The sequence below is a fragment of the Solidesulfovibrio sp. DCME genome (assembly GCF_049995385.1).
Taxonomy (GTDB): domain Bacteria; phylum Desulfobacterota; class Desulfovibrionia; order Desulfovibrionales; family Desulfovibrionaceae; genus Solidesulfovibrio.
Window position 1 is genome coordinate 2443434 of sequence record NZ_CP188261.1, and the last position, 16567, is coordinate 2460000.

Below are 16567 nucleotides of genomic sequence, written 5' to 3' on the forward strand. Positions count from 1 at the left end.
CATGCGTACGATTTTGGTGATTGACGACGAACGGCCCACCCTCCAGATGTTCGAACTTTTTCTCGGGGCCTATGGCTATATGGTCCTGACGGCTGCCAGCGGCGAGGATGGGTTGGCCCTTTTCGCCCAAGCGCGGCCGCCCATCGTGCTCACCGACATCAAGATGCCCGGCATGGACGGCCTGGCCGTGCTGCGGGCCATCAAGGAAGCCAGCCCCGAAACCGAAGTCGTGGTCATCACCGGCCACGGCGACGTGGACCTGGCCCTGACGGCCCTTGGGCTGCGGGCCACGGACTTCATCGACAAGCCCATCCGCCGCGAAGCCCTGGAGGCCGCCCTGGAACGGGCCAACGCCCGCCTGGAGCAGGCCGCCGACACCGGCGGCAAGGACGCCATCGCCGTGGAACACGACGGCGACGTGGCCGTCATCGCCATTGCCGGCAGCCTCACGGCGGCCTCGGAGCCCTACCTGTACCGGGCGGTGCGCCAGGCCGACGAGGCCCGCAAGCTTCTGTTCGCCTTCAGCCCCGACGCCTCCATCAACGGCGCGGGCCTCGACCTCGTGGCCCAGGCGGCCGAGGATTCCCGGGGCGGCGGCCGGCCCGTGGCCCTGTGCGGCCTGTCGGACAATTTCGCCATGGTCCTGGACCGCCTCGGCGTCACCGGCCGGGCACCGCGTTTCGCCGGCCGCCGCGAGGCCATGGCCTATCTTGCCTCGGTTTAGGGCGCCCAGGGCGGCCGGCGGCGCGGAAAGGCCGCTGTCGGGCGTTTACAGGCCGGCCCGGCCCCCTTATACTCGCACACCGCGAAACAACGACCGGAACCGGCGGTTTCATGGCAACCCGACGCGACCTCGTGGGCCGGGGCTGTTTTTATTGCAGCCTGGCGGCGCTGTACTGCCTGCTCGGCATGAAGGTGTTCGTGGCCTGGCGCGATGGGCTGTGGCTTGACTGGCCCTTGGGCGACGTTTTGCCCAACGCCGTGGTGCGCGCGCTTTTCGCCTTGCCCGACGGCCGGCTTCGCGACATCCTGACGTGGCTGTCGCGCCAGGACGTCATTTATCACGTCGCCGCCATTGCCTTGGTGCTGTGGTTGTTGCACCTGGCCGCCATGGCGGGCCGGGGAGGCGGCGGCGACGGATTTTCCGGCGGCGAGCCGCCGGATCGCGTCACGGAGGTTTGACGGATGCGAGCTTTTCTGCGGGCCATGGCCCTGACGCTTGTCTGTTGCGGGGCCGCGGCCCAGGCCGGCGAGGCCGTGAACCTGGCCGGCCGGGTCACGGGCGTCTACCAGTACCCCAAAACCGAGACGATCTGCCTGTCCTTCGAGGGCAAGGACAAGAAATCCTACATGATCTGCGACGACGTCACGGCAAAGGACATCATCGAGCAGCTTTTTGCCCTGGGCAAGAAGGACGCCGACTGCCGCATCGAGGGTTCGGTGTCCAAGAAGGTCGGCGACGAAACCCAACTCAACGTCACCCGCGTGACCGAGGGCGGCTAGGCCCAACCCTCGGCCGCGCAATACCCCATCCCTCATGCACGAAACACCAAACGCTCCCGCGCGCCATCCCACCCGCACCGTGACCATCCGGGGCGTCGGCATCGGCGGCGGTCATCCCGTGCGCGTCCAGAGCATGACCAACACCGACACGCGCGATGTGCCGGCCACCCTGGCCCAGATCGGCGCCCTGGTCGAGGCCGGCTGCGAGGTCGTGCGCCTGGCCGTGCTCAACGACGACGCGGCGGCGGCCCTTGCCGCCATCCGAGCCGGCTCCGACGCGCCGCTTGTGGCCGACATCCACTTCGACCACCGCCTGGCCGTGGCCGCCCTGGCCGCCGGCATCGACGCGCTGCGTATCAACCCGGGCAACATCGGCTCCGAGGCCGCCGTGGATACCGTCGTCGCCGCCGCGAAAGACCACGGCGCGCCGATCCGCATCGGCGTCAATTCCGGTTCGGTCCAAAAGGATCTTTTGGCCAAATACGGCGGCCCCACGGCCGAGGCCATGGTCGAAAGCGCGCTCACCCACATCGCCCTGCTCGAAAAGCGCGGCTTTTCCGACATCAAGGTCTCGCTCAAATCGTCGAGCGTGCCGCGCACCATCGCCGCCTACCGCCTGCTGGCCAAAAAGGTGGACTATCCCCTGCACATCGGCGTGACCGAAGCCGGCACACCCATGCGCGGCGCGGTCAAATCCGCCGTGGGCCTGGGCATCCTGCTGGCCGAGGGCCTGGGCGACACCTTGCGTGTGTCCCTGACCGGCGATCCGGTGACCGAAATCGGCGTGGCCTACGAGATTTTGCGCGCCCTGGACATCCGGGCCAGGGGGCCGGAGATCATCTCCTGCCCGACTTGCGGGCGCACGGAAATCGACCTGGTCGGCCTGGCCGAGGCCGTGGAGGAGCGCCTGCGCGGCGTCACCGAAGTCTTCACCGTGGCCGTGATGGGCTGCGTGGTCAATGGCCCCGGCGAGGCCCGCGAGGCCGACCTCGGCATCGCCGGCGGCCGCGACTGCGGCATCATCTTCCGCAAGGGCGAAGTCCTCGGCAAGGTCCGCGGCGGGGCCAACCTCATTCCCGCCTTCATGGAAGAACTGGAACGCTATCTCACCGAAAAAAAGGAATCCGCATGCGACTGAGCCGCTACTACGCCCCGACCCTCAAGGAGACCCCGGCCGAGGCCGAGGTCGTAAGCCACAAGCTGCTGCTGCGCGCCGGCATGATCCGCAAGCTCACCGCCGGCATCTACACCTACCTGCCGCTTGGGCTTCGCGCGCTCAACAACGTCGCGAAAATCGTGCGCGAGGAGATGGACCGCTCCGGGGCGCTGGAAATCCTCATGCCGGCCGTGCAGCCGGCCGATCTCTGGAAGGAGTCCGGCCGCTGGGAATTCTACGGCCGCGAACTGCTGCGCTTCGTCGACCGCCACGAGCGCGAGTCCTGCCTCGGCCCCACCCACGAGGAGGTCGTCACGGACCTTGTGCGCCACGAGATCCGTTCCTACCGCCAGCTGCCGGTCAACCTCTACCAGATCCAGACGAAGTTCCGCGACGAGATCCGCCCCCGCTTCGGGCTCATGCGCGGCCGGGAATTCGTCATGAAGGACGCCTACTCCTTCGACAAGGACGATGCCGGGGCCGATGCCAGCTACTGGGCCATGTATAGGGCCTATGCCCGCATCTTCGAGCGCCTGGGGCTCAAGTTCCGGGCCGTTTCCGCCGACTCCGGGGCCATCGGCGGTTCGTTCTCCCACGAATTCATGGTCCTGGCCGACACCGGCGAGGACACCATCGCCGCCTGCCCGGCCTGCGACTACGGCGCCAACCTGGAAAAGGCCGAGGCGGTCTGTCCGCCCCGGGGCGACGTCGCCGCCTGCCCGGCGGCCGAATCCGTGGCCACGCCCGGCCAGCACACCGTCGAAGAGGTGGCCGCCTTCCTCGGTGTCGATGCCCAAAAGATCGTCAAGACGCTTCTCTACATCGCCGACGGCAAGCCCGTGGCGGCGCTGGTGCGCGGCGACCGCGAGCTCAACGAAGTCAAGCTCAAAAACCATATCGACGCCCAGGACCTCCGCCTGGCCAGCCCCGAGGAGGTCGTGGCCGCGACCAAGGCCCCGGTCGGTTTCGCCGGCCCGGTGGGCCTTGCCGGCATCGCGATTTACGCCGACCAGGAACTGGCGCTGGAAAACGGCTGGATCGTCGGGGCCAACGCCGCCGACGCCCACCTGCGCCACGTGGACCTCGCCCGCGACGCCACCGTCGCCTCCTTCACCGACCTGCGCGAAGTCGCGCCCGGCGATCCCTGCCCCAAATGCGGCGCGGCGCTCACCTTCACCAAGGGCATCGAGGTCGGCCACGTCTTCAAGCTGGGGCTTAAGTATTCCAAGGCCCTGAACGCCACCTTCCTGGACGAGGCCGGCAAGGAACAGTTCATGATCATGGGCTGCTACGGCATCGGCGTCTCGCGCATCGTGGCCGCCTGCATCGAACAAAACAACGACGACGCCGGCATCGTCTTCCCGCCGCCCATCGCACCCTTCGAAGTGGCGCTTTTAAACCTCAACGCCAAGGACGCGGCCGCCGTCGCCAAGGCCGACGAACTCTACGACGCCCTGACCAAGGCCGGCCTGGAAACGCTCCTCGACGACCGCGACGAACGCCCGGGCGTGAAGTTTAAAGACGCCGACCTCATGGGCTTCCCCATCCAGCTCACCCTCGGCGGCAAGGGCCTGGCTCGCGGCATCGTCGAAACGAAAGACCGCCGTACCGGCGAAAAGGGCGAACTGCCGCTGGATGGTTTTCTGGAGGCGTTCATGGCCTGGCGCGACCAGGTGCGCCAAGGCTGGGGCCTGGAGTAATTGGGCTTTGCCCAAACCCACCAGGGCGCTGCCCTGGACCCGCCGGGGGGCGTCACGCCCCCCGGCCCCCCCGGACGGCATTGGCGGGCGGGGAGGGCGTCGGTCACCGGGAAGGCGGGCGCACGCGGCGCGAAGATGCGAGGCCGCAATGGCGCCTTTCGATGCCGTCGCTGCGCTCCTGGCTCGAAAGGCGCCATTGCGGCCTCGCCCAGCCGTCGGCCCTTCGGGCCGAGGTCTTGGAATTTTTGCTTTTAGAAGCCTGCTCCGTTTTCGATGAGGGTGCCATTTTTAACCCTTTAAAAGTTTTTGGGGAGGATGGGGGGTCTGGGGGGAAGGGACCCCTTTTTTCAAAAAGGGGTCCCTTCCCCCCAGATTCCTCTCTCTCCTTCCACAATTATGCCCCATGTGTTTGAAGTCAGCGAGCTGACGAGGTCGGTTAAGGACGTCATCGAGTCCGAGTTCCCGTTTGTCTGGGTACGCGGCCAGGTGGTGAATCTGTCGCGGCCGGGCTCGGGGCATCTGTATTTTTCGTTGCGCGACGCCGAGGCGTCGCTGGCCGTGGTCTGGTTTCGGGGAGCGCAGGGCGGCAAGGCGCTGGCGGGCGGGGGACGGTACGATCCGCTGACCGGCGAGGTCTACGACACGTCCCTGGCCGAGAGCCTGGCCGACGGCATGGAGGTCATGGTCGCCGGCCGATTGACGGTCTATGCGCCGCGCGGCACGTATCAGCTGGTGGCCGAACTGGTCCAGGAGATCGGGGAAGGGCGGCTGTGGCAGGAATTCGAGGCACTTAAAAAAGACCTGGCCGCCAAGGGCTATTTCGACCAGGAGCGCAAGCGGCCCTTACCGCGCCATCCGAGCCGGGTGGCCGTGGTTACGGCCCCGACCGGCGCGGCGGTGCGCGATTTCATCCGCATCGGCCGCGAGCGGGGCCACGGCGCGGCCGTGCGCGTCTACCCCACGCTGGTGCAGGGCGAGGCCGCGCCGGTTGGCATCGTGCGGGCCATGCTGCGGGCGGTGGCCGACGACTGGGCCGAAGTGGTGGTGCTCATTCGCGGCGGCGGGTCGCTGGAGGACTTGTGGGCCTTTAACACCGTGGAGGTGGCCAAGGCCATCTTCGCCTCGCCCCTGCCGGTCGTGACGGGCGTGGGCCACGAGGTCGACGTGACCATCGCCGACATGGTGGCCGACGTGCGCGCGGCCACGCCCAGCCATGCCGCCCAGTTGCTGTGGCCCGAGCGGGCCCAGCTGGCCCAGCGCCTGGACGACGTGGAGATGGCCATGGGCCGGTCCGTGTCGCGCCTGCTGGCCGCCCGGGAACGGGAGCTGGCCGTTTTGGCCCGGGGGCTGGCCTGGCTTTCCCCGGCCCGGCGGCTGGAGCGGCTGGAAGAGGGCTTTTCCCGGGCGGCGCAGCGGCTTTCCCGGGCCGGCGAAGGCTGGCTTGGCGACTGTTCCCGCCGTCTGGAGAAGCTGGCCGAGCGCCTGTCGCGCCAATTCGGGCCGCAGAGCCTGGAGGCGCGCCGCGAGGCCCTGTCCCGGCGGGCCGCCGCCCTGGGGAACGCCTGGAAAATGTTCGCCACCGACTGGGAGCACCGGCTGGATTTGGCGGCGGCGCGACTGACCGGGCTCGACCCCAAGGCGCCGCTGGCCCGGGGCTACAGCCTGACGACCCTTGCCCGCACCGGGAAATTCCTGCGCCGGGCGGGCGATGCCCGGCCGGGCGACAAGCTCGACATCATGGTGTATGAGGGCCGCGTCCGGGCCGAGGTGGTTGCGGACGACGGCTCGGCCTCAAGCGGAGAGACGGCATGACGCAGGTCAAGGAAGAATCCTTTGAAAAGGCCCTGGAACGCCTGGAGCGCATCGCCGCGCGCCTGGAGGCCGGGGACGTGCCCCTGGAAAAGGGCGTGGCCCTGTACAAGGAAGGCATGGGCCTGGTGGCCTCGTGCCGCAAGCGCCTGGAGGCGGCCAAATTGGAAATAACGCTGGCTGGCGAGGACGGGGCGCTTGCGCCCTTCGACGTCGAGGCCTCGCAACTGGCCCAGGGCGATGCCGGGGAGGAGAGGGCGTGACGGTCAAGGAACGTCTGGCCGCCCGGGCGGCCACGGTCGAGGCATACCTGCGCGAGGGATTCGGCGGGTTTTTACGCGAAACCGGCGTGCCCGAGGGGCTGCTTGCGGCCATGGAATATTCGCTGCTGGCCGGCGGCAAGCGGCTGCGGCCCTGCCTGTGCCTGACGTTCGCCGCACTGCACGGCGCTTCCCCGGAAAGCGTCATGCCCTTTGCCGCCGGGTTCGAGATCATCCACACCTATTCGCTGATCCACGACGACCTGCCGGCCATGGACGACGACGACCTGCGCCGGGGCCGTCCCTCCAACCATAAAGTCTACGGCGAGGCCACGGCCATCCTGGCCGGGGACGGCCTTTTGACCGAGGCCTTCGGCTGCATGGGCCGCGCCTGGCCGGCCATCCCGGCCGAGCGGGTGTTGCCGGCCCTGGCCGAGGCGGTCCAGGCGGCCGGCGCGGCCGGCATGGTCGGCGGCCAGGTGCTCGACATGGAATACACCGCCCGCGCGGGCGTGACGCTGGCCGAGCTGGCCGGCATGCAGGCGCTCAAAACCGGGGCGCTTTTGACCGCTTCCTGTGTCTGCGGCGCCATCCTGGCCGGCGCGGACGCGGGCGGCGTGGCCCGGGCCCGGGACTACGGTGCGGCCGTGGGCGCGGCCTTCCAGATCGTGGACGACATTTTGGACGAGATCGGCGACGCGGCCACCCTCGGCAAGCCCGTGGGCAGCGACCGGGAGCAGGGCAAGAACACCTACCCGAGCCTGGTCGGGCTGGACGAAAGCCGGCGGCTGGCCGAGGCCCGGGTGGAGGCCGCCCTGGGGGCCATTGCCTGCTACCAGGGGCCGGCGGCGGATTTTCTGCGGGACCTGGCCCGCTACATCGTGGTTCGGGTCCAGTAGGGGCGCGCGACCTCGCGCCGGGAGGACGGAAATGAGCGGCAAAACGCGGCTTTTGGGCAGAAGGCGCCTGCTTGGGCTTCTGGCCGCCACGGCGCCGGCGGTGCTTTGGGCCGGGCGGGCCGCGGCCCAGGACAAGCCGGCCGGCCTGGACGCCATCGCGGCCATCAAGACCCGCCGCAGCGTGCGGGCCTATACCGCCGATCCGGTCACCGACGCCCAGGTGGAGGAAATTTTGCGGTGCGGCATGCAGGCCCCCTCGGCCTGCAACCAGCAGCCCTGGCAGTTCGTGGTGGTGCGCGACAAGGAAACCCTGGCCAAGGTCGGCGGCATCAACCCTTACGCCGCCTATGCCAAAAACGCCCCGGTGGCCATCCTGGTGGCCGGCGACCTGTCCCTGGAAAAATGCGGCGGCTACTGGATCGAGGACACCTCCGCCTGCGCCCAGAACATGCTGCTGGCCGCCCACGCCCTGGGGCTTGGCGCCGTTTGGACCGGCATCTATCCGCTGCCCGAGCGGGTGGAGGCCTTCCGGGCGCTTTTGGCCATGCCCGAAAACGTCACGCCCATGGCCCTGCTCGTCATCGGCCATCCGGCCGAGCAGCCCGCCCCCCAGGACCGCTACCGCCCCGAGCGCGTGCACCGCGAAAAATGGTGATCCACGCCGCCTCGGGCGGCACGGGATCGGCCACGGCGCTCCCGCCCCCGGGGAACCCCTCGCCAACGGACAAGGAAACAATCAGATGACCGTACTTTCGGATCAGGCCCTGCGCATACTTCCCCGGATCAGGCAACCCCGCGACGTGGCCGGCCTGACCCCCGACGAACGGACGATCCTGGCCGAGGAGATCCGGCAAGTCATCATCGGCACGGTCTCCATGAACGGCGGCCACCTGGCCCCGTCCCTGGGCGTGGTGGAGCTCACCACGGCCCTGTTGTCCGTCTTCGACCCCGGCCGCGACAAGCTCGTCTGGGACGTGGGGCATCAGGCCTACGCCTACAAGATTCTCACCGGCCGCCAGCAGGAGTTCCATACCTTGCGCACCTTTGGCGGCGTCAGCGGCTTCCCGCGCCCGGCCGAGTCCCCCTACGACCATTTCGGCGTGGGCCATTCGAGCACCTCCATTTCGGCCGCCCTGGGCATGGCCATGGCCCGGGACCTCAAGGGCGAAAAGCACGATGTCGTGGCCATTATCGGCGACGGTTCCATGACGGCCGGCCTGGCCTACGAGGGCCTCAACCAGGCCGGCGGCTGGGGCGGGCGGCTGATTGTGGTGTTAAACGACAACGAGATGTCCATCTCCAAAAACGTGGGCGCCTTGTCGCTTTTTTTAAGCCGCAAGCTCAACCAGCGCTGGGTCAAGCGGCTTAAAAAGGACATGGAGGGCTGGATCGGCTCGCTGCCCTACGGCGGCGACCTCATGGGCTACGTCAAGCGCGGCGAGGAGTCGTTTAAAAGCTTTTTCACGCCCGGCATGCTCTTCGAGGCCTTCCGCTTCAACTATCTCGGCCCCATCGACGGCCACGACACGGCCCGGCTCATCGAGGTCTTCAAGGAAGTCAAGGAGCTCGACGGGCCGGTGCTGGTCCATGTGCTGACGCAAAAGGGGCGCGGCTACGCCCCGGCCGAGAGCAACCCCACCTATTTCCACGGCGTGGGCTGTTTCGAGCCCGAGACCGGGCTGGTGGAAAAGCCCGGCGCCTGCCCGCCGAGCTACACGCAAGTGTTCGGCCAGGCCCTGGCCCAACTGGCCAAGGACGACGACCGCGTCATGGCCATCACCGCCGCCATGCCCGAAGGCACCGGACTTTCCGATTTCGCCGCCGAACTGCCCGAGCGTTTCGTGGACGTGGGCATCTGCGAACAGCATGCCGTGACCTTCGCCGCCGGGCTGGCCATGGAGGGCTTCAAGCCCGTGGTGGCCGTCTATTCCACCTTTTTGCAGCGCTCCTACGACCAGATCGTCCACGACGTCTGCCTGCAAAACCTGCCCGTGACCTTCTGCCTGGACCGGGCCGGGCTCGTGGGCGAGGACGGGGCCACCCACCACGGGGCCTTCGACCTGTCCTACCTGCGGCATATCCCCAACCTGGTCGTCATGGCCCCGGGCACCGAGGCCGAACTGCCCGGCATGCTGGCCACCGCCCTGGCCCATCCCGGCCCCACGGCCATCCGCTACCCGCGCGGGGCCGGGGAAGGGCTGCCGGTGCCGGAAAAACCCCAGCCACTGCCCATCGGCCGCGGCGAACTGGCCCGGGAAGGCGCCGATGCGCTGGTGGTGGCCATCGGCAGCCGGGTCATGCCGGCCGTGGCCGCGGCCCGGGAACTGGCCGCCGAAACGGGCCGGGAAGTGGCCGTGTTCAATGCCCGCTTCGTCAAGCCCCTGCCCGGGGAGCAGCTCCTGGAGCTGGCCTCCCGGTTTCCGCTGTGGCTGACGGCCGAGGAGAACGTGCTGGAGGGTGGTTTCGGGGCGGCGGTGGTGGAGATGCTCTCCGATGCCGGCGTGTTCCCGCGGCTCACGGTCCGCCGCCTGGGGCTGCCCGACGCCTTTGTGGAGCATGGGTCGCAAAAGGCCTTGCGGGCGCTGTGCGGCATCGACAAGGATGGGATCAAGGCGGCGTTGCGCGCGCTTCTCGGCCTTTAACAATCGCCGTTTCGGATCGGAAACGCCTCTTGCGCCCCTGGACGGTGCGCCAAAGAGCGGGTATGCTTTTTATCTTGCGTCCCCGGAACTGCCCGTGTCATGGGCCCTCTTCGCGCCACCGTCCGGGCGACGCGTGAAAGAGCGGGTTTGCAAGGGAAATACCGCCCGCCACAACCCAAGGAGTCATGATGTCCGCCATATCCCGTTTCATGGAAACCCATTTCCGTCACTTCAACGCCCGCGAGACCCTCGACGCCGCCAAGGCCTGGAACGACCTGCTGGGGCGCGGCGGCAAGATGTTTCTCACCATGGCCGGGGCCATGAGCACCTGCGAACTCGGCATTTCCCTGGCCGAGATGATCCGCCAGGACAAGGTCCAGGCCATCAGCTGCACCGCCGCCAACCTTGAGGAGGATCTGTTCAACCTCTTCAATCACAACGAATACAAGATGGTGCCCGAATACCGCGACCTTTCGCCCGAGGCCGAGAAGGAGCTCTACGACGCCGGTTTCAACCGCGTCACCGACACCTGCATCCCCGAGGGCGTCCTGCGCCAGGTCCAGCTCCGCATCTCCAAGCTCTGGGCCGCCGCCGCCGAGGCCGGCACGCCGAAGTTCCCCTACGAATTCATGTACGCGCTCCTCGACCAGCCCGACATCGCCGAATTTTTTCAGGTTCCGCGCGAGCATTCCTGGGTGCTGGCCGCCAAGGAGAAGGGGCTGCCCATCTTCTCCCCCGGCTTCGAGGACAGCACGCTGGGCAATATCTTTTGCGCCGAGGTCATGATGGGCCACGTCAAGGGCCATGGCGCCCTGCGCCACGGCACCGAGCAGATGGAACTGTTGGCCAACTGGTACCAGGAGCAGGCCAAGGCCAAGGTGCCGGTGGGCTTTTTCCAGATCGGCGGCGGCATTGCCGCGGATTTCCCCATCTGCGTCGTGCCCATGCTCATCCAGGACCTGGAGCTCGAGGACACGCCGTTTTGGGCCTACTTCGCCCAGATCGGCGACTCCACCACCTCCTACGGCTCCTATTCCGGCGCCGTGCCCAACGAGAAGATCACCTGGGGCAAGCTCGACATCGACACGCCGCGCTTCATGATCAACTCCGACGCCTCCATCGTGGCGCCGTTGATCTTTGCCTACGTGCTGGGCTGGTAGGGCGATTGCGGGGAAAAAGGCTTGGCAGGCTACCGGGTTGGGCGTAACGTGAAATTGCGCACAAAGGCTTTCGGCCCGCTTGGGCGGGTTTGACCACGACCGTCCGGAAACCGCCAACGTTGGAGGATGCCATGAGCAACTTCACTGAAGCCGATCTCCCCGTGACGTTCCACCACGAGGAGATGGTGACCCTGGACGACGGGACCACCATCCGTTTCGAGACCAATGCCGAAGCCAAGGACCTGTACGTGGGCGACGCCTTCACGCCGACCATCCAGCTGTTCCCGGGCAACGACTTCTTTGTCGATTCCGGGGGCAAGCGCTTCAAGGTGACCGCCGAATTCGACGACAAGGTCACGGTTTCCAAGGAATAGTGCCGCCCCGTGAAAGTGAAGGCCGCAAGCGACGCTTGCGGCCTTTTTTGTTTCGAGCCAGGCAGTCATCCCATCCCTGCGGAGAGGGCATGCGCCTGGAGGATGCGCTATTCCGCAAGCTCCTGCCGCCTGGGAAGGGTGGCAGCCTAGGGCAGCGCTTTGAGTTGGGCCAGGATCAGCGCGAAAAATCCCAGGTCCCGGCTCGACTGGTAGTGCCAACCCAGATGGGCGCCGCAGGTGGCGCAAAAGGCGGTCTGCCACAGGCCGTCGTCCTCGCCGGTGTAGTCGAGCCGGAAGTGGCCGACGACGCGGCAGCCCGGGGCCAGGCTGTAACAGCCCACTTCCTCGGCCACGCCGGCCACGCCCCCGGTGGCGGGAAAGGTGTGGCGGTGACGGCCGCCCACGGCGATGCGCATGATGGCCTGCGTCACTTCCACGTCGCAGGCGGCGCAGGCGATGCGCTCGGCATGGGCCAGTTCGGGGTTGTCGAAGACGGGGGTGGGTTTACGCTCAAGAGTCAGGTCATCTGCCGTTTGTGCGGAATGGAAGGCGGGAAAGGCGTACACGAAAAACTCCCTGGACCGGTACGGACGATCCGGTCCTCTTGCCGTTTGCATTTCCGTAAAAAAAGGCTATGTTGATCGGTTTCGTCAAGTGAAAAATACCCGCCGGCCTCGGGCCGGAGGCCGTGACCAGGGGATGGGCGCCCGCGAGCCCGCGTGCTGGTGCGGCCGGGTCGTCAATGATCCGAAGCCGTTGATGGCGTCGCGCCGGAAACGAGCCGATCCAGGATCAGGCCGAAAAAAAATCCGCCGTCCGGGCGCGCGTAGCGCCAGCCGAGATGCTCCCCGCAGGCCGCGCAGACCGCCACCTGCCAGGCCGTGCCCGCAAACCAGGTGAATGCCGCACTGGCCTCGCCCACGAGGCCGACACCCGGCGCGGCGGCGAAACAGCCGATCTCGAAGATCGCGCCCAGGGGATTGGCGAACACATGGACATGGGCGCCGGCCACGGCGATGCGCTGGCGTTCCTCGGTGATGGGGGCCAGGCAGGCGGCGCAGCGCAAGGGGGAGGGGGTTTCCCTGGCCAGGGTGCGCCCGCTTGGGCCGGGGGCCTGCCGTGGTGGGCCGGGGTCGCCTGGGGTCCCGCGCGCCTGCCGTTTCGGGCCAACGGCCGGATTTACATCCGCGCGCCACTGGTTATAGAGTGCCGCCCACGCCGCGAGACGGCCGGCGGACGTCCCGTCGGCCCAAAGGATGCGGTTATGCAAACGGTTTTCCATGCGTCAATACATCGGTCATTTAAGCGTCGACGATCCCCTGCATGGCTGGCTGCGTGACGCCGTCCTGCCACAACTCGCCCAGGCCGCGCGCGAGCCGCGCTTCCGGGTGTTCCGTATTGCCGCCGCAACCGACGTCTACCTCTACGAGGACAAATGGAGCGGCGCCGGGCTGGTCGGCAAGTTCTACGCCCGGGCCAGGGGCCTCAACGGCAGCAACGCGCCCCAGTCGGCCCGTCACGAATACGACGCCCTGGCCTACCTGCGCCGACTTGGCTTCGACGCTTCGCCCGACTACGTCGCCCGGCCGCTCGGCGTCAAGGAGGACCTGGGCGACCTGCTCGTCACGGAGCTCGTGGCGGGCGAACCCCTGGACGCGCTCATCGACACGGCCCTGCGCGACGGGCGTTTCGAGCGGCTCTACCGCAAGCTCGGCGGCCTGGCCCGTTTCCTGGCCCGGCTGCACAACCGCCTGGCCGGTCCCGAGCGCGTGGACTTCACCCCCACCCAGGCCTATTTCGACCGGGTCCTGGCCTATCTGGCCGCAAACGGCGCCGTCTCGGCCAGGCGCGCCGACCGGCTCTCCGCCCTCGGCCACGCCTACGCCGGCGAACCGGCCTATTGGCAGGACGTGCGCGTACTGGTCCACGGCGACGCCACGCCCTCGAATTTCCTTTTCGGCCGCGCCCAGGATGTCTTCGTCATCGACCTGGAGCGCATCCACCGCGACGACCGGGTTTACGACGTGGGGCGGCTGTGCGGCGAGCTCAAGCACTGCTTCCTGCGCGCCACGGGCGACCCGGGCCGGGCCGAACCGTTCATCGGCCATTTCCTGTGGGAATACGCCGGCCATTTTCCGGACCGCGGGCCGACCTTCGCCGCCCTGACCAGCCGGCTGCCCTTTTACCTGGGCCTGACGCTCCTGCGCATCGCCCGCAACGCCTGGCTCGACGAGGCCTACCGCAAGCGCCTCGTCCACGAGGCCGGGAAAATCCTCAGCGGAGGCCTGGCATGAAGGTCCGGGGCATCATTTTCGACCTCAACGGCACGCTCATCGACATCAACACCGACGAGGGCAACGAGCAGATCTACCGCTCCATCAGCCATCTGCTCAAGTACTACGGCATCCGCACCAGCCGCACCGACGTGCGCGAGGGCTATTATCAGATCATGAAGGACCAGCGCCGGCGCGGCGGCGAGGAGTTCCCGGAGTTCGACGTCGTGGCCGTGTGGCGGGAGTTCGTGGCCACGCGGGCCGTCCGCTCGGGGGCGAGCATCCCCAAAAACAAGCTGGCCGTGCTGCCCCATTTCCTGGCCGAACTCTACCGCGGCATTTCGCTCAACCGCCTGGAGCTCTATCCCGACGTGCGGGAGGTCCTCGACGCACTGCGGCCCGACTACCGCCTGGCCACGGTCAGCGACGCCCAGTCGGCCTGGGCCGTGCCCGAGATGCGCATGGTGGGCCTGGACGGCTATTTCTTCCCGGTCATCGTCTCCGGCGATTTCGGCTATCGCAAGCCCGACCCCCGGCTTTTCGCCACGGCCCTGCGGCGCATGCACCTGCCGGCCGAGGAAGTGGTCTTCGTTGGCAACGACATGTACCGCGACATCCACGGCGCCCGCCAGGCCGGCCTGCGCACGGTCTTTTTCGCCACCGGCCAGGGCCAGCAGGCCATGGACGGCGTCGAGGCCCACTACAACATCTACCGCTTCGCCGAGCTGCGCGCCGCCATCCGTTTTTTCGAGGAACAGGGATAGGTGAGAGGGAGGTGAAAAAGCCTCCGGCGGCCAGGAGGGGCCGGGGGCCCCTCCTGGACCACCCCATCCTGGGGAGAAATGATGTACTGGGATGAAAGTTCAAGTGTTCTTTCAAGTTTGTTGTTGGATACCAGGATTGCCGCGTACTTGCGGCCGGGGGACCGGGTGCTCGATATCGGCTGCGGCGCGGGGCGGATCATGGGGGAGCTGGCCGGCCAGGGCTTTCGCGTCGTGGGCGCGGACCGCAATGCGGCCAGCCTCGCTCGGGCCGGGGGCAGGGGGCTTGCCGTCGTGCGGGCCGACGCGGCCGCCTTGCCCTTCGGAACGGGCTGTTTCGACGCCGCCGTGCTCCACGCCGTACTGACCGTGCTGCCCACGCCCCAAAGTCGCCACGCCGTGCTGACCGAAGCCCGCCGGCTGGGCTGCCGGCTGTTGTGCATCGCCGATTTCCTCCAGAACTGGGACCTGCCCTTGTACAAGGCCCGCTACGAAGCCGGCCAGGCCGAAACCGGCGAGCGGGGGAGTTTCGTCGTGCGGCAGGCCGGGGAGGTGCTCTACCTCGCCCACCATTTCACCCTGGGGGAACTGACGGGCCTGCTGGCCGGGGCCGGCTACGCCGTGGCCTTGGCCGACACGCCCCTGGTGACCACCCGGTCGGGCAACCGGGTCAGGGGCCTGGCCGTGGCCGCCCTGGCCGAACATTGACTTTTGCCGTCCCTGGCGGTTACAAAATTCTTTTTTCGCCGCAGCCGAAAGGAGCCTGTCCCATGAGCGTGGCAACCGAGATGGAACGGATGGCAATGCGGGCCAAGGAGGCCTCCCGGGCCCTGGCCGCCGCCCCGGGCGCGGCCAAGGACGCCTTCCTGGCCAACCTGGCCGATCTGCTGGCCTCCCGGGGCGAGGAAATCCTGGCCGCCAACGGCCGCGACATCGAGGCGGCCAAGGCCGCCGGCATGGACGCCCCCCGCCTGGACCGCCTGACGCTGACCCCGGCCGTCATGAAAGCCATGGCCGGCGCCTGCCGCGAGGTCATCGCCCTGCCGGACCCGGTGGGGGCCATCGAGGCCATGAAGCCCCGGCCCAACGGCCTGCTCGTCGGGCGCATGCGCGTGCCCCTGGGCGTTATTTGCATGATCTACGAATCGCGGCCCAACGTGACCATCGACGCGGCCATCCTGTGCCTCAAGGCCGGCAACGCCGTGATCTTAAAAGGCGGCTCCGAGGCGCTCGAATCCAACAAGGCCCTGGCCGGGCTGCTGCGCGAGGCCCTTGCCTCCGCCGGCCTGCCGGCCGACGCTGCCCAGCTCGTGCCGACGGCCGACCGGGCCGCCGTGGCCGCCCTGTGCAAGCTCGACCCCTACATCGACGTCATCATCCCCCGCGGCGGGGAAGGGCTGATCCGGGCCGTGGTCTCCCAGGCCACCATGCCGGTGCTCAAGCATTTCAAGGGCGTGTGCCACGCCTATATCGACGCCGGGGCCGACGAGGACCGGGCCGAGACGGTCATCGTCAATGCCAAGGCCCAGCGGCCCGGGGTGTGCAACGCCCTGGAATGCCTGCTCGTCCATGTGCGGGCCGCGCCCACCTTTTTGCCGCGCGTCGCGGCCGCCCTGACACAGGCCGGCGTGGAGCTGCGGGCCTGTCCCCGGGCCCTGGCGCTTCTGGGTTCGCTGGCCAAGCCGGCCGCGCCCGAGGATTTCGGCCAGGAGTTCCATGCCCTCATCCTGGCGGTCAAGGTCGTGGATTCCATGGACGACGCCCTGGATCACATCCACAACCACGGCTCGAACCACACCGAGGTCATCCTGACCGAGGACTACGGCCGGGCCCTGGAATTTCTGCGCCGGGCCGACGCCTCCATGGTCGGGGTCAACTGTTCCACGCGCTTCAACGACGGCGGGGAACTGGGGCTTGGGGCCGAGATCGGCATCTCCACCTCCAAGCTCCATGCCTACGGCCCCATGGGGCTGACGGAACTGACCAGCGCCAAGTTCGTGGTCCTGGGCCAGGGGCAGGTCCGGGGCTAG

Annotated in this window: 18 protein-coding genes; 16 read left to right on the forward strand and 2 right to left on the reverse strand. The window is 68.0% G+C overall.

Annotated features, from left to right (window positions below; all coding sequences use genetic code 11):
• Position 1 precedes the first annotated feature (1 nt).
• From ACP59X_RS10465 to ACP59X_RS10520, 12 genes are all read left to right on the forward strand, one after another.
• Positions 2–724 (forward strand): STAS domain-containing protein, encoded by a 723-nt coding sequence (locus ACP59X_RS10465; protein ID WP_428569059.1) that lies wholly within the window; start codon positions 2–4, stop codon positions 722–724.
• Between the two features lie 110 nt (positions 725–834).
• Entirely contained in the window at positions 835–1182 is a 348-nt protein-coding gene (locus ACP59X_RS10470) for a hypothetical protein (protein ID WP_428569062.1), read from the forward strand.
• 3 nt (positions 1183–1185) lie between these two features.
• Positions 1186–1503: a hypothetical protein gene (locus ACP59X_RS10475; RefSeq protein WP_428569065.1), complete on the forward strand. Its 318-nt coding sequence runs from the start codon at positions 1186–1188 to the stop codon at positions 1501–1503.
• A gap of 34 nt (positions 1504–1537) precedes the next feature.
• Positions 1538–2641, forward strand: coding sequence for a flavodoxin-dependent (E)-4-hydroxy-3-methylbut-2-enyl-diphosphate synthase (gene ispG, locus ACP59X_RS10480; protein ID WP_428569068.1), 1104 nt, complete (start codon positions 1538–1540; stop codon positions 2639–2641).
• Positions 2632–4359, forward strand: coding sequence for a proline--tRNA ligase (locus ACP59X_RS10485; protein WP_428569071.1), 1728 nt, complete (start codon positions 2632–2634; stop codon positions 4357–4359). Before ispG ends, ACP59X_RS10485 begins: the two co-directional genes overlap by 10 nt.
• Positions 4360–4755: 396 nt before the next feature.
• Entirely contained in the window at positions 4756–6171 is a 1416-nt protein-coding gene (gene xseA / locus ACP59X_RS10490; protein WP_428569075.1) for an exodeoxyribonuclease VII large subunit, read from the forward strand.
• Positions 6168–6431: an exodeoxyribonuclease VII small subunit gene (gene xseB, locus ACP59X_RS10495; protein WP_428569078.1), complete on the forward strand. Its 264-nt coding sequence runs from the start codon at positions 6168–6170 to the stop codon at positions 6429–6431. The genes xseA and xseB overlap by 4 nt, the downstream gene beginning before the upstream one ends.
• The gene (locus ACP59X_RS10500; RefSeq protein ID WP_428569081.1) at positions 6428–7327 is read left to right on the forward strand and encodes a polyprenyl synthetase family protein; all 900 of its coding nucleotides are present in this window, start codon (positions 6428–6430) and stop codon (positions 7325–7327) included. The genes xseB and ACP59X_RS10500 overlap by 4 nt, the downstream gene beginning before the upstream one ends.
• 31 nt (positions 7328–7358) lie before the next feature.
• Positions 7359–7982 (forward strand): nitroreductase family protein, encoded by a 624-nt coding sequence (locus ACP59X_RS10505; protein ID WP_428569085.1) that lies wholly within the window; start codon positions 7359–7361, stop codon positions 7980–7982.
• A gap of 85 nt (positions 7983–8067) precedes the next feature.
• Positions 8068–9969: a 1-deoxy-D-xylulose-5-phosphate synthase gene (gene dxs, locus ACP59X_RS10510; protein ID WP_428569088.1), complete on the forward strand. Its 1902-nt coding sequence runs from the start codon at positions 8068–8070 to the stop codon at positions 9967–9969.
• A gap of 185 nt (positions 9970–10154) precedes the next feature.
• On the forward strand, positions 10155–11129 hold the full coding sequence (locus ACP59X_RS10515) for a deoxyhypusine synthase family protein (RefSeq protein WP_428569090.1): 975 nt from the start codon (positions 10155–10157) through the stop codon (positions 11127–11129).
• Positions 11130–11260: 131 nt separating this feature from the next.
• The gene (locus ACP59X_RS10520; protein ID WP_428569093.1) at positions 11261–11503 is read left to right on the forward strand and encodes a hypothetical protein; all 243 of its coding nucleotides are present in this window, start codon (positions 11261–11263) and stop codon (positions 11501–11503) included.
• A 146-nt stretch (positions 11504–11649) separates the two neighbouring features.
• Here the strand turns inward: ACP59X_RS10520 and ACP59X_RS10525 are convergent, their stop codons facing one another.
• Positions 11650–12069 carry a cereblon family protein gene (locus tag ACP59X_RS10525; protein WP_428569096.1) on the reverse strand — a complete coding sequence of 140 codons (420 nt, stop codon included), beginning with the start codon at positions 12067–12069 and terminating at the stop codon, positions 11650–11652.
• Between the two features lie 173 nt (positions 12070–12242).
• Positions 12243–12569, reverse strand: coding sequence for a cereblon family protein (locus ACP59X_RS10530; protein WP_428569099.1), 327 nt, complete (start codon positions 12567–12569; stop codon positions 12243–12245).
• A 214-nt stretch (positions 12570–12783) separates the two neighbouring features.
• Between ACP59X_RS10530 and ACP59X_RS10535 the strand changes: the two genes are divergently transcribed.
• From ACP59X_RS10535 to ACP59X_RS10550, 4 genes are all read left to right on the forward strand, one after another.
• Positions 12784–13797, forward strand: coding sequence for an aminoglycoside phosphotransferase family protein (locus ACP59X_RS10535; RefSeq protein WP_428569103.1), 1014 nt, complete (start codon positions 12784–12786; stop codon positions 13795–13797).
• A complete protein-coding gene (locus ACP59X_RS10540; RefSeq protein ID WP_428569106.1) occupies positions 13794–14540 on the forward strand; it encodes an HAD family hydrolase in 747 nt (248 codons plus the stop codon). Before ACP59X_RS10535 ends, ACP59X_RS10540 begins: the two co-directional genes overlap by 4 nt.
• An 81-nt stretch (positions 14541–14621) precedes the next feature.
• The gene (locus ACP59X_RS10545; protein WP_428569853.1) at positions 14622–15245 is read left to right on the forward strand and encodes a class I SAM-dependent methyltransferase; all 624 of its coding nucleotides are present in this window, start codon (positions 14622–14624) and stop codon (positions 15243–15245) included.
• 62 nt (positions 15246–15307) lie between these two features.
• Positions 15308–16567 carry a glutamate-5-semialdehyde dehydrogenase gene (locus ACP59X_RS10550; RefSeq protein WP_428569109.1) on the forward strand — a complete coding sequence of 420 codons (1260 nt, stop codon included), beginning with the start codon at positions 15308–15310 and terminating at the stop codon, positions 16565–16567.

Bases quoted from the DNA above. Each gene is read 5' to 3' on its own strand.
- xseA (WP_428569075.1), top strand. From the start codon at position 4,756: ATGCCCCATGTGTTTGAAGTCAGCGAGCTGACGAGGTCGGTTAAGGAC.
- ACP59X_RS10520 (WP_428569093.1), top strand. From the start codon at position 11,261: ATGAGCAACTTCACTGAAGCCGATCTCCCCGTGACGTTCCACCACGAG.
- ACP59X_RS10475 (WP_428569065.1), top strand. From the start codon at position 1,186: ATGCGAGCTTTTCTGCGGGCCATGGCCCTGACGCTTGTCTGTTGCGGG.
- ACP59X_RS10505 (WP_428569085.1), top strand. From the start codon at position 7,359: ATGAGCGGCAAAACGCGGCTTTTGGGCAGAAGGCGCCTGCTTGGGCTT.
- ACP59X_RS10515 (WP_428569090.1), top strand. From the start codon at position 10,155: ATGATGTCCGCCATATCCCGTTTCATGGAAACCCATTTCCGTCACTTC.
- ACP59X_RS10535 (WP_428569103.1), top strand. From the start codon at position 12,784: ATGCGTCAATACATCGGTCATTTAAGCGTCGACGATCCCCTGCATGGC.
- xseB (WP_428569078.1), top strand. From the start codon at position 6,168: ATGACGCAGGTCAAGGAAGAATCCTTTGAAAAGGCCCTGGAACGCCTG.
- ACP59X_RS10470 (WP_428569062.1), top strand. From the start codon at position 835: ATGGCAACCCGACGCGACCTCGTGGGCCGGGGCTGTTTTTATTGCAGC.
- ispG (WP_428569068.1), top strand. From the start codon at position 1,538: ATGCACGAAACACCAAACGCTCCCGCGCGCCATCCCACCCGCACCGTG.
- ACP59X_RS10540 (WP_428569106.1), top strand. From the start codon at position 13,794: ATGAAGGTCCGGGGCATCATTTTCGACCTCAACGGCACGCTCATCGAC.
- ACP59X_RS10485 (WP_428569071.1), top strand. From the start codon at position 2,632: ATGCGACTGAGCCGCTACTACGCCCCGACCCTCAAGGAGACCCCGGCC.
- ACP59X_RS10550 (WP_428569109.1), top strand. From the start codon at position 15,308: ATGAGCGTGGCAACCGAGATGGAACGGATGGCAATGCGGGCCAAGGAG.
- ACP59X_RS10465 (WP_428569059.1), top strand. From the start codon at position 2: ATGCGTACGATTTTGGTGATTGACGACGAACGGCCCACCCTCCAGATG.
- ACP59X_RS10545 (WP_428569853.1), top strand. From the start codon at position 14,622: ATGTACTGGGATGAAAGTTCAAGTGTTCTTTCAAGTTTGTTGTTGGAT.
- dxs (WP_428569088.1), top strand. From the start codon at position 8,068: ATGACCGTACTTTCGGATCAGGCCCTGCGCATACTTCCCCGGATCAGG.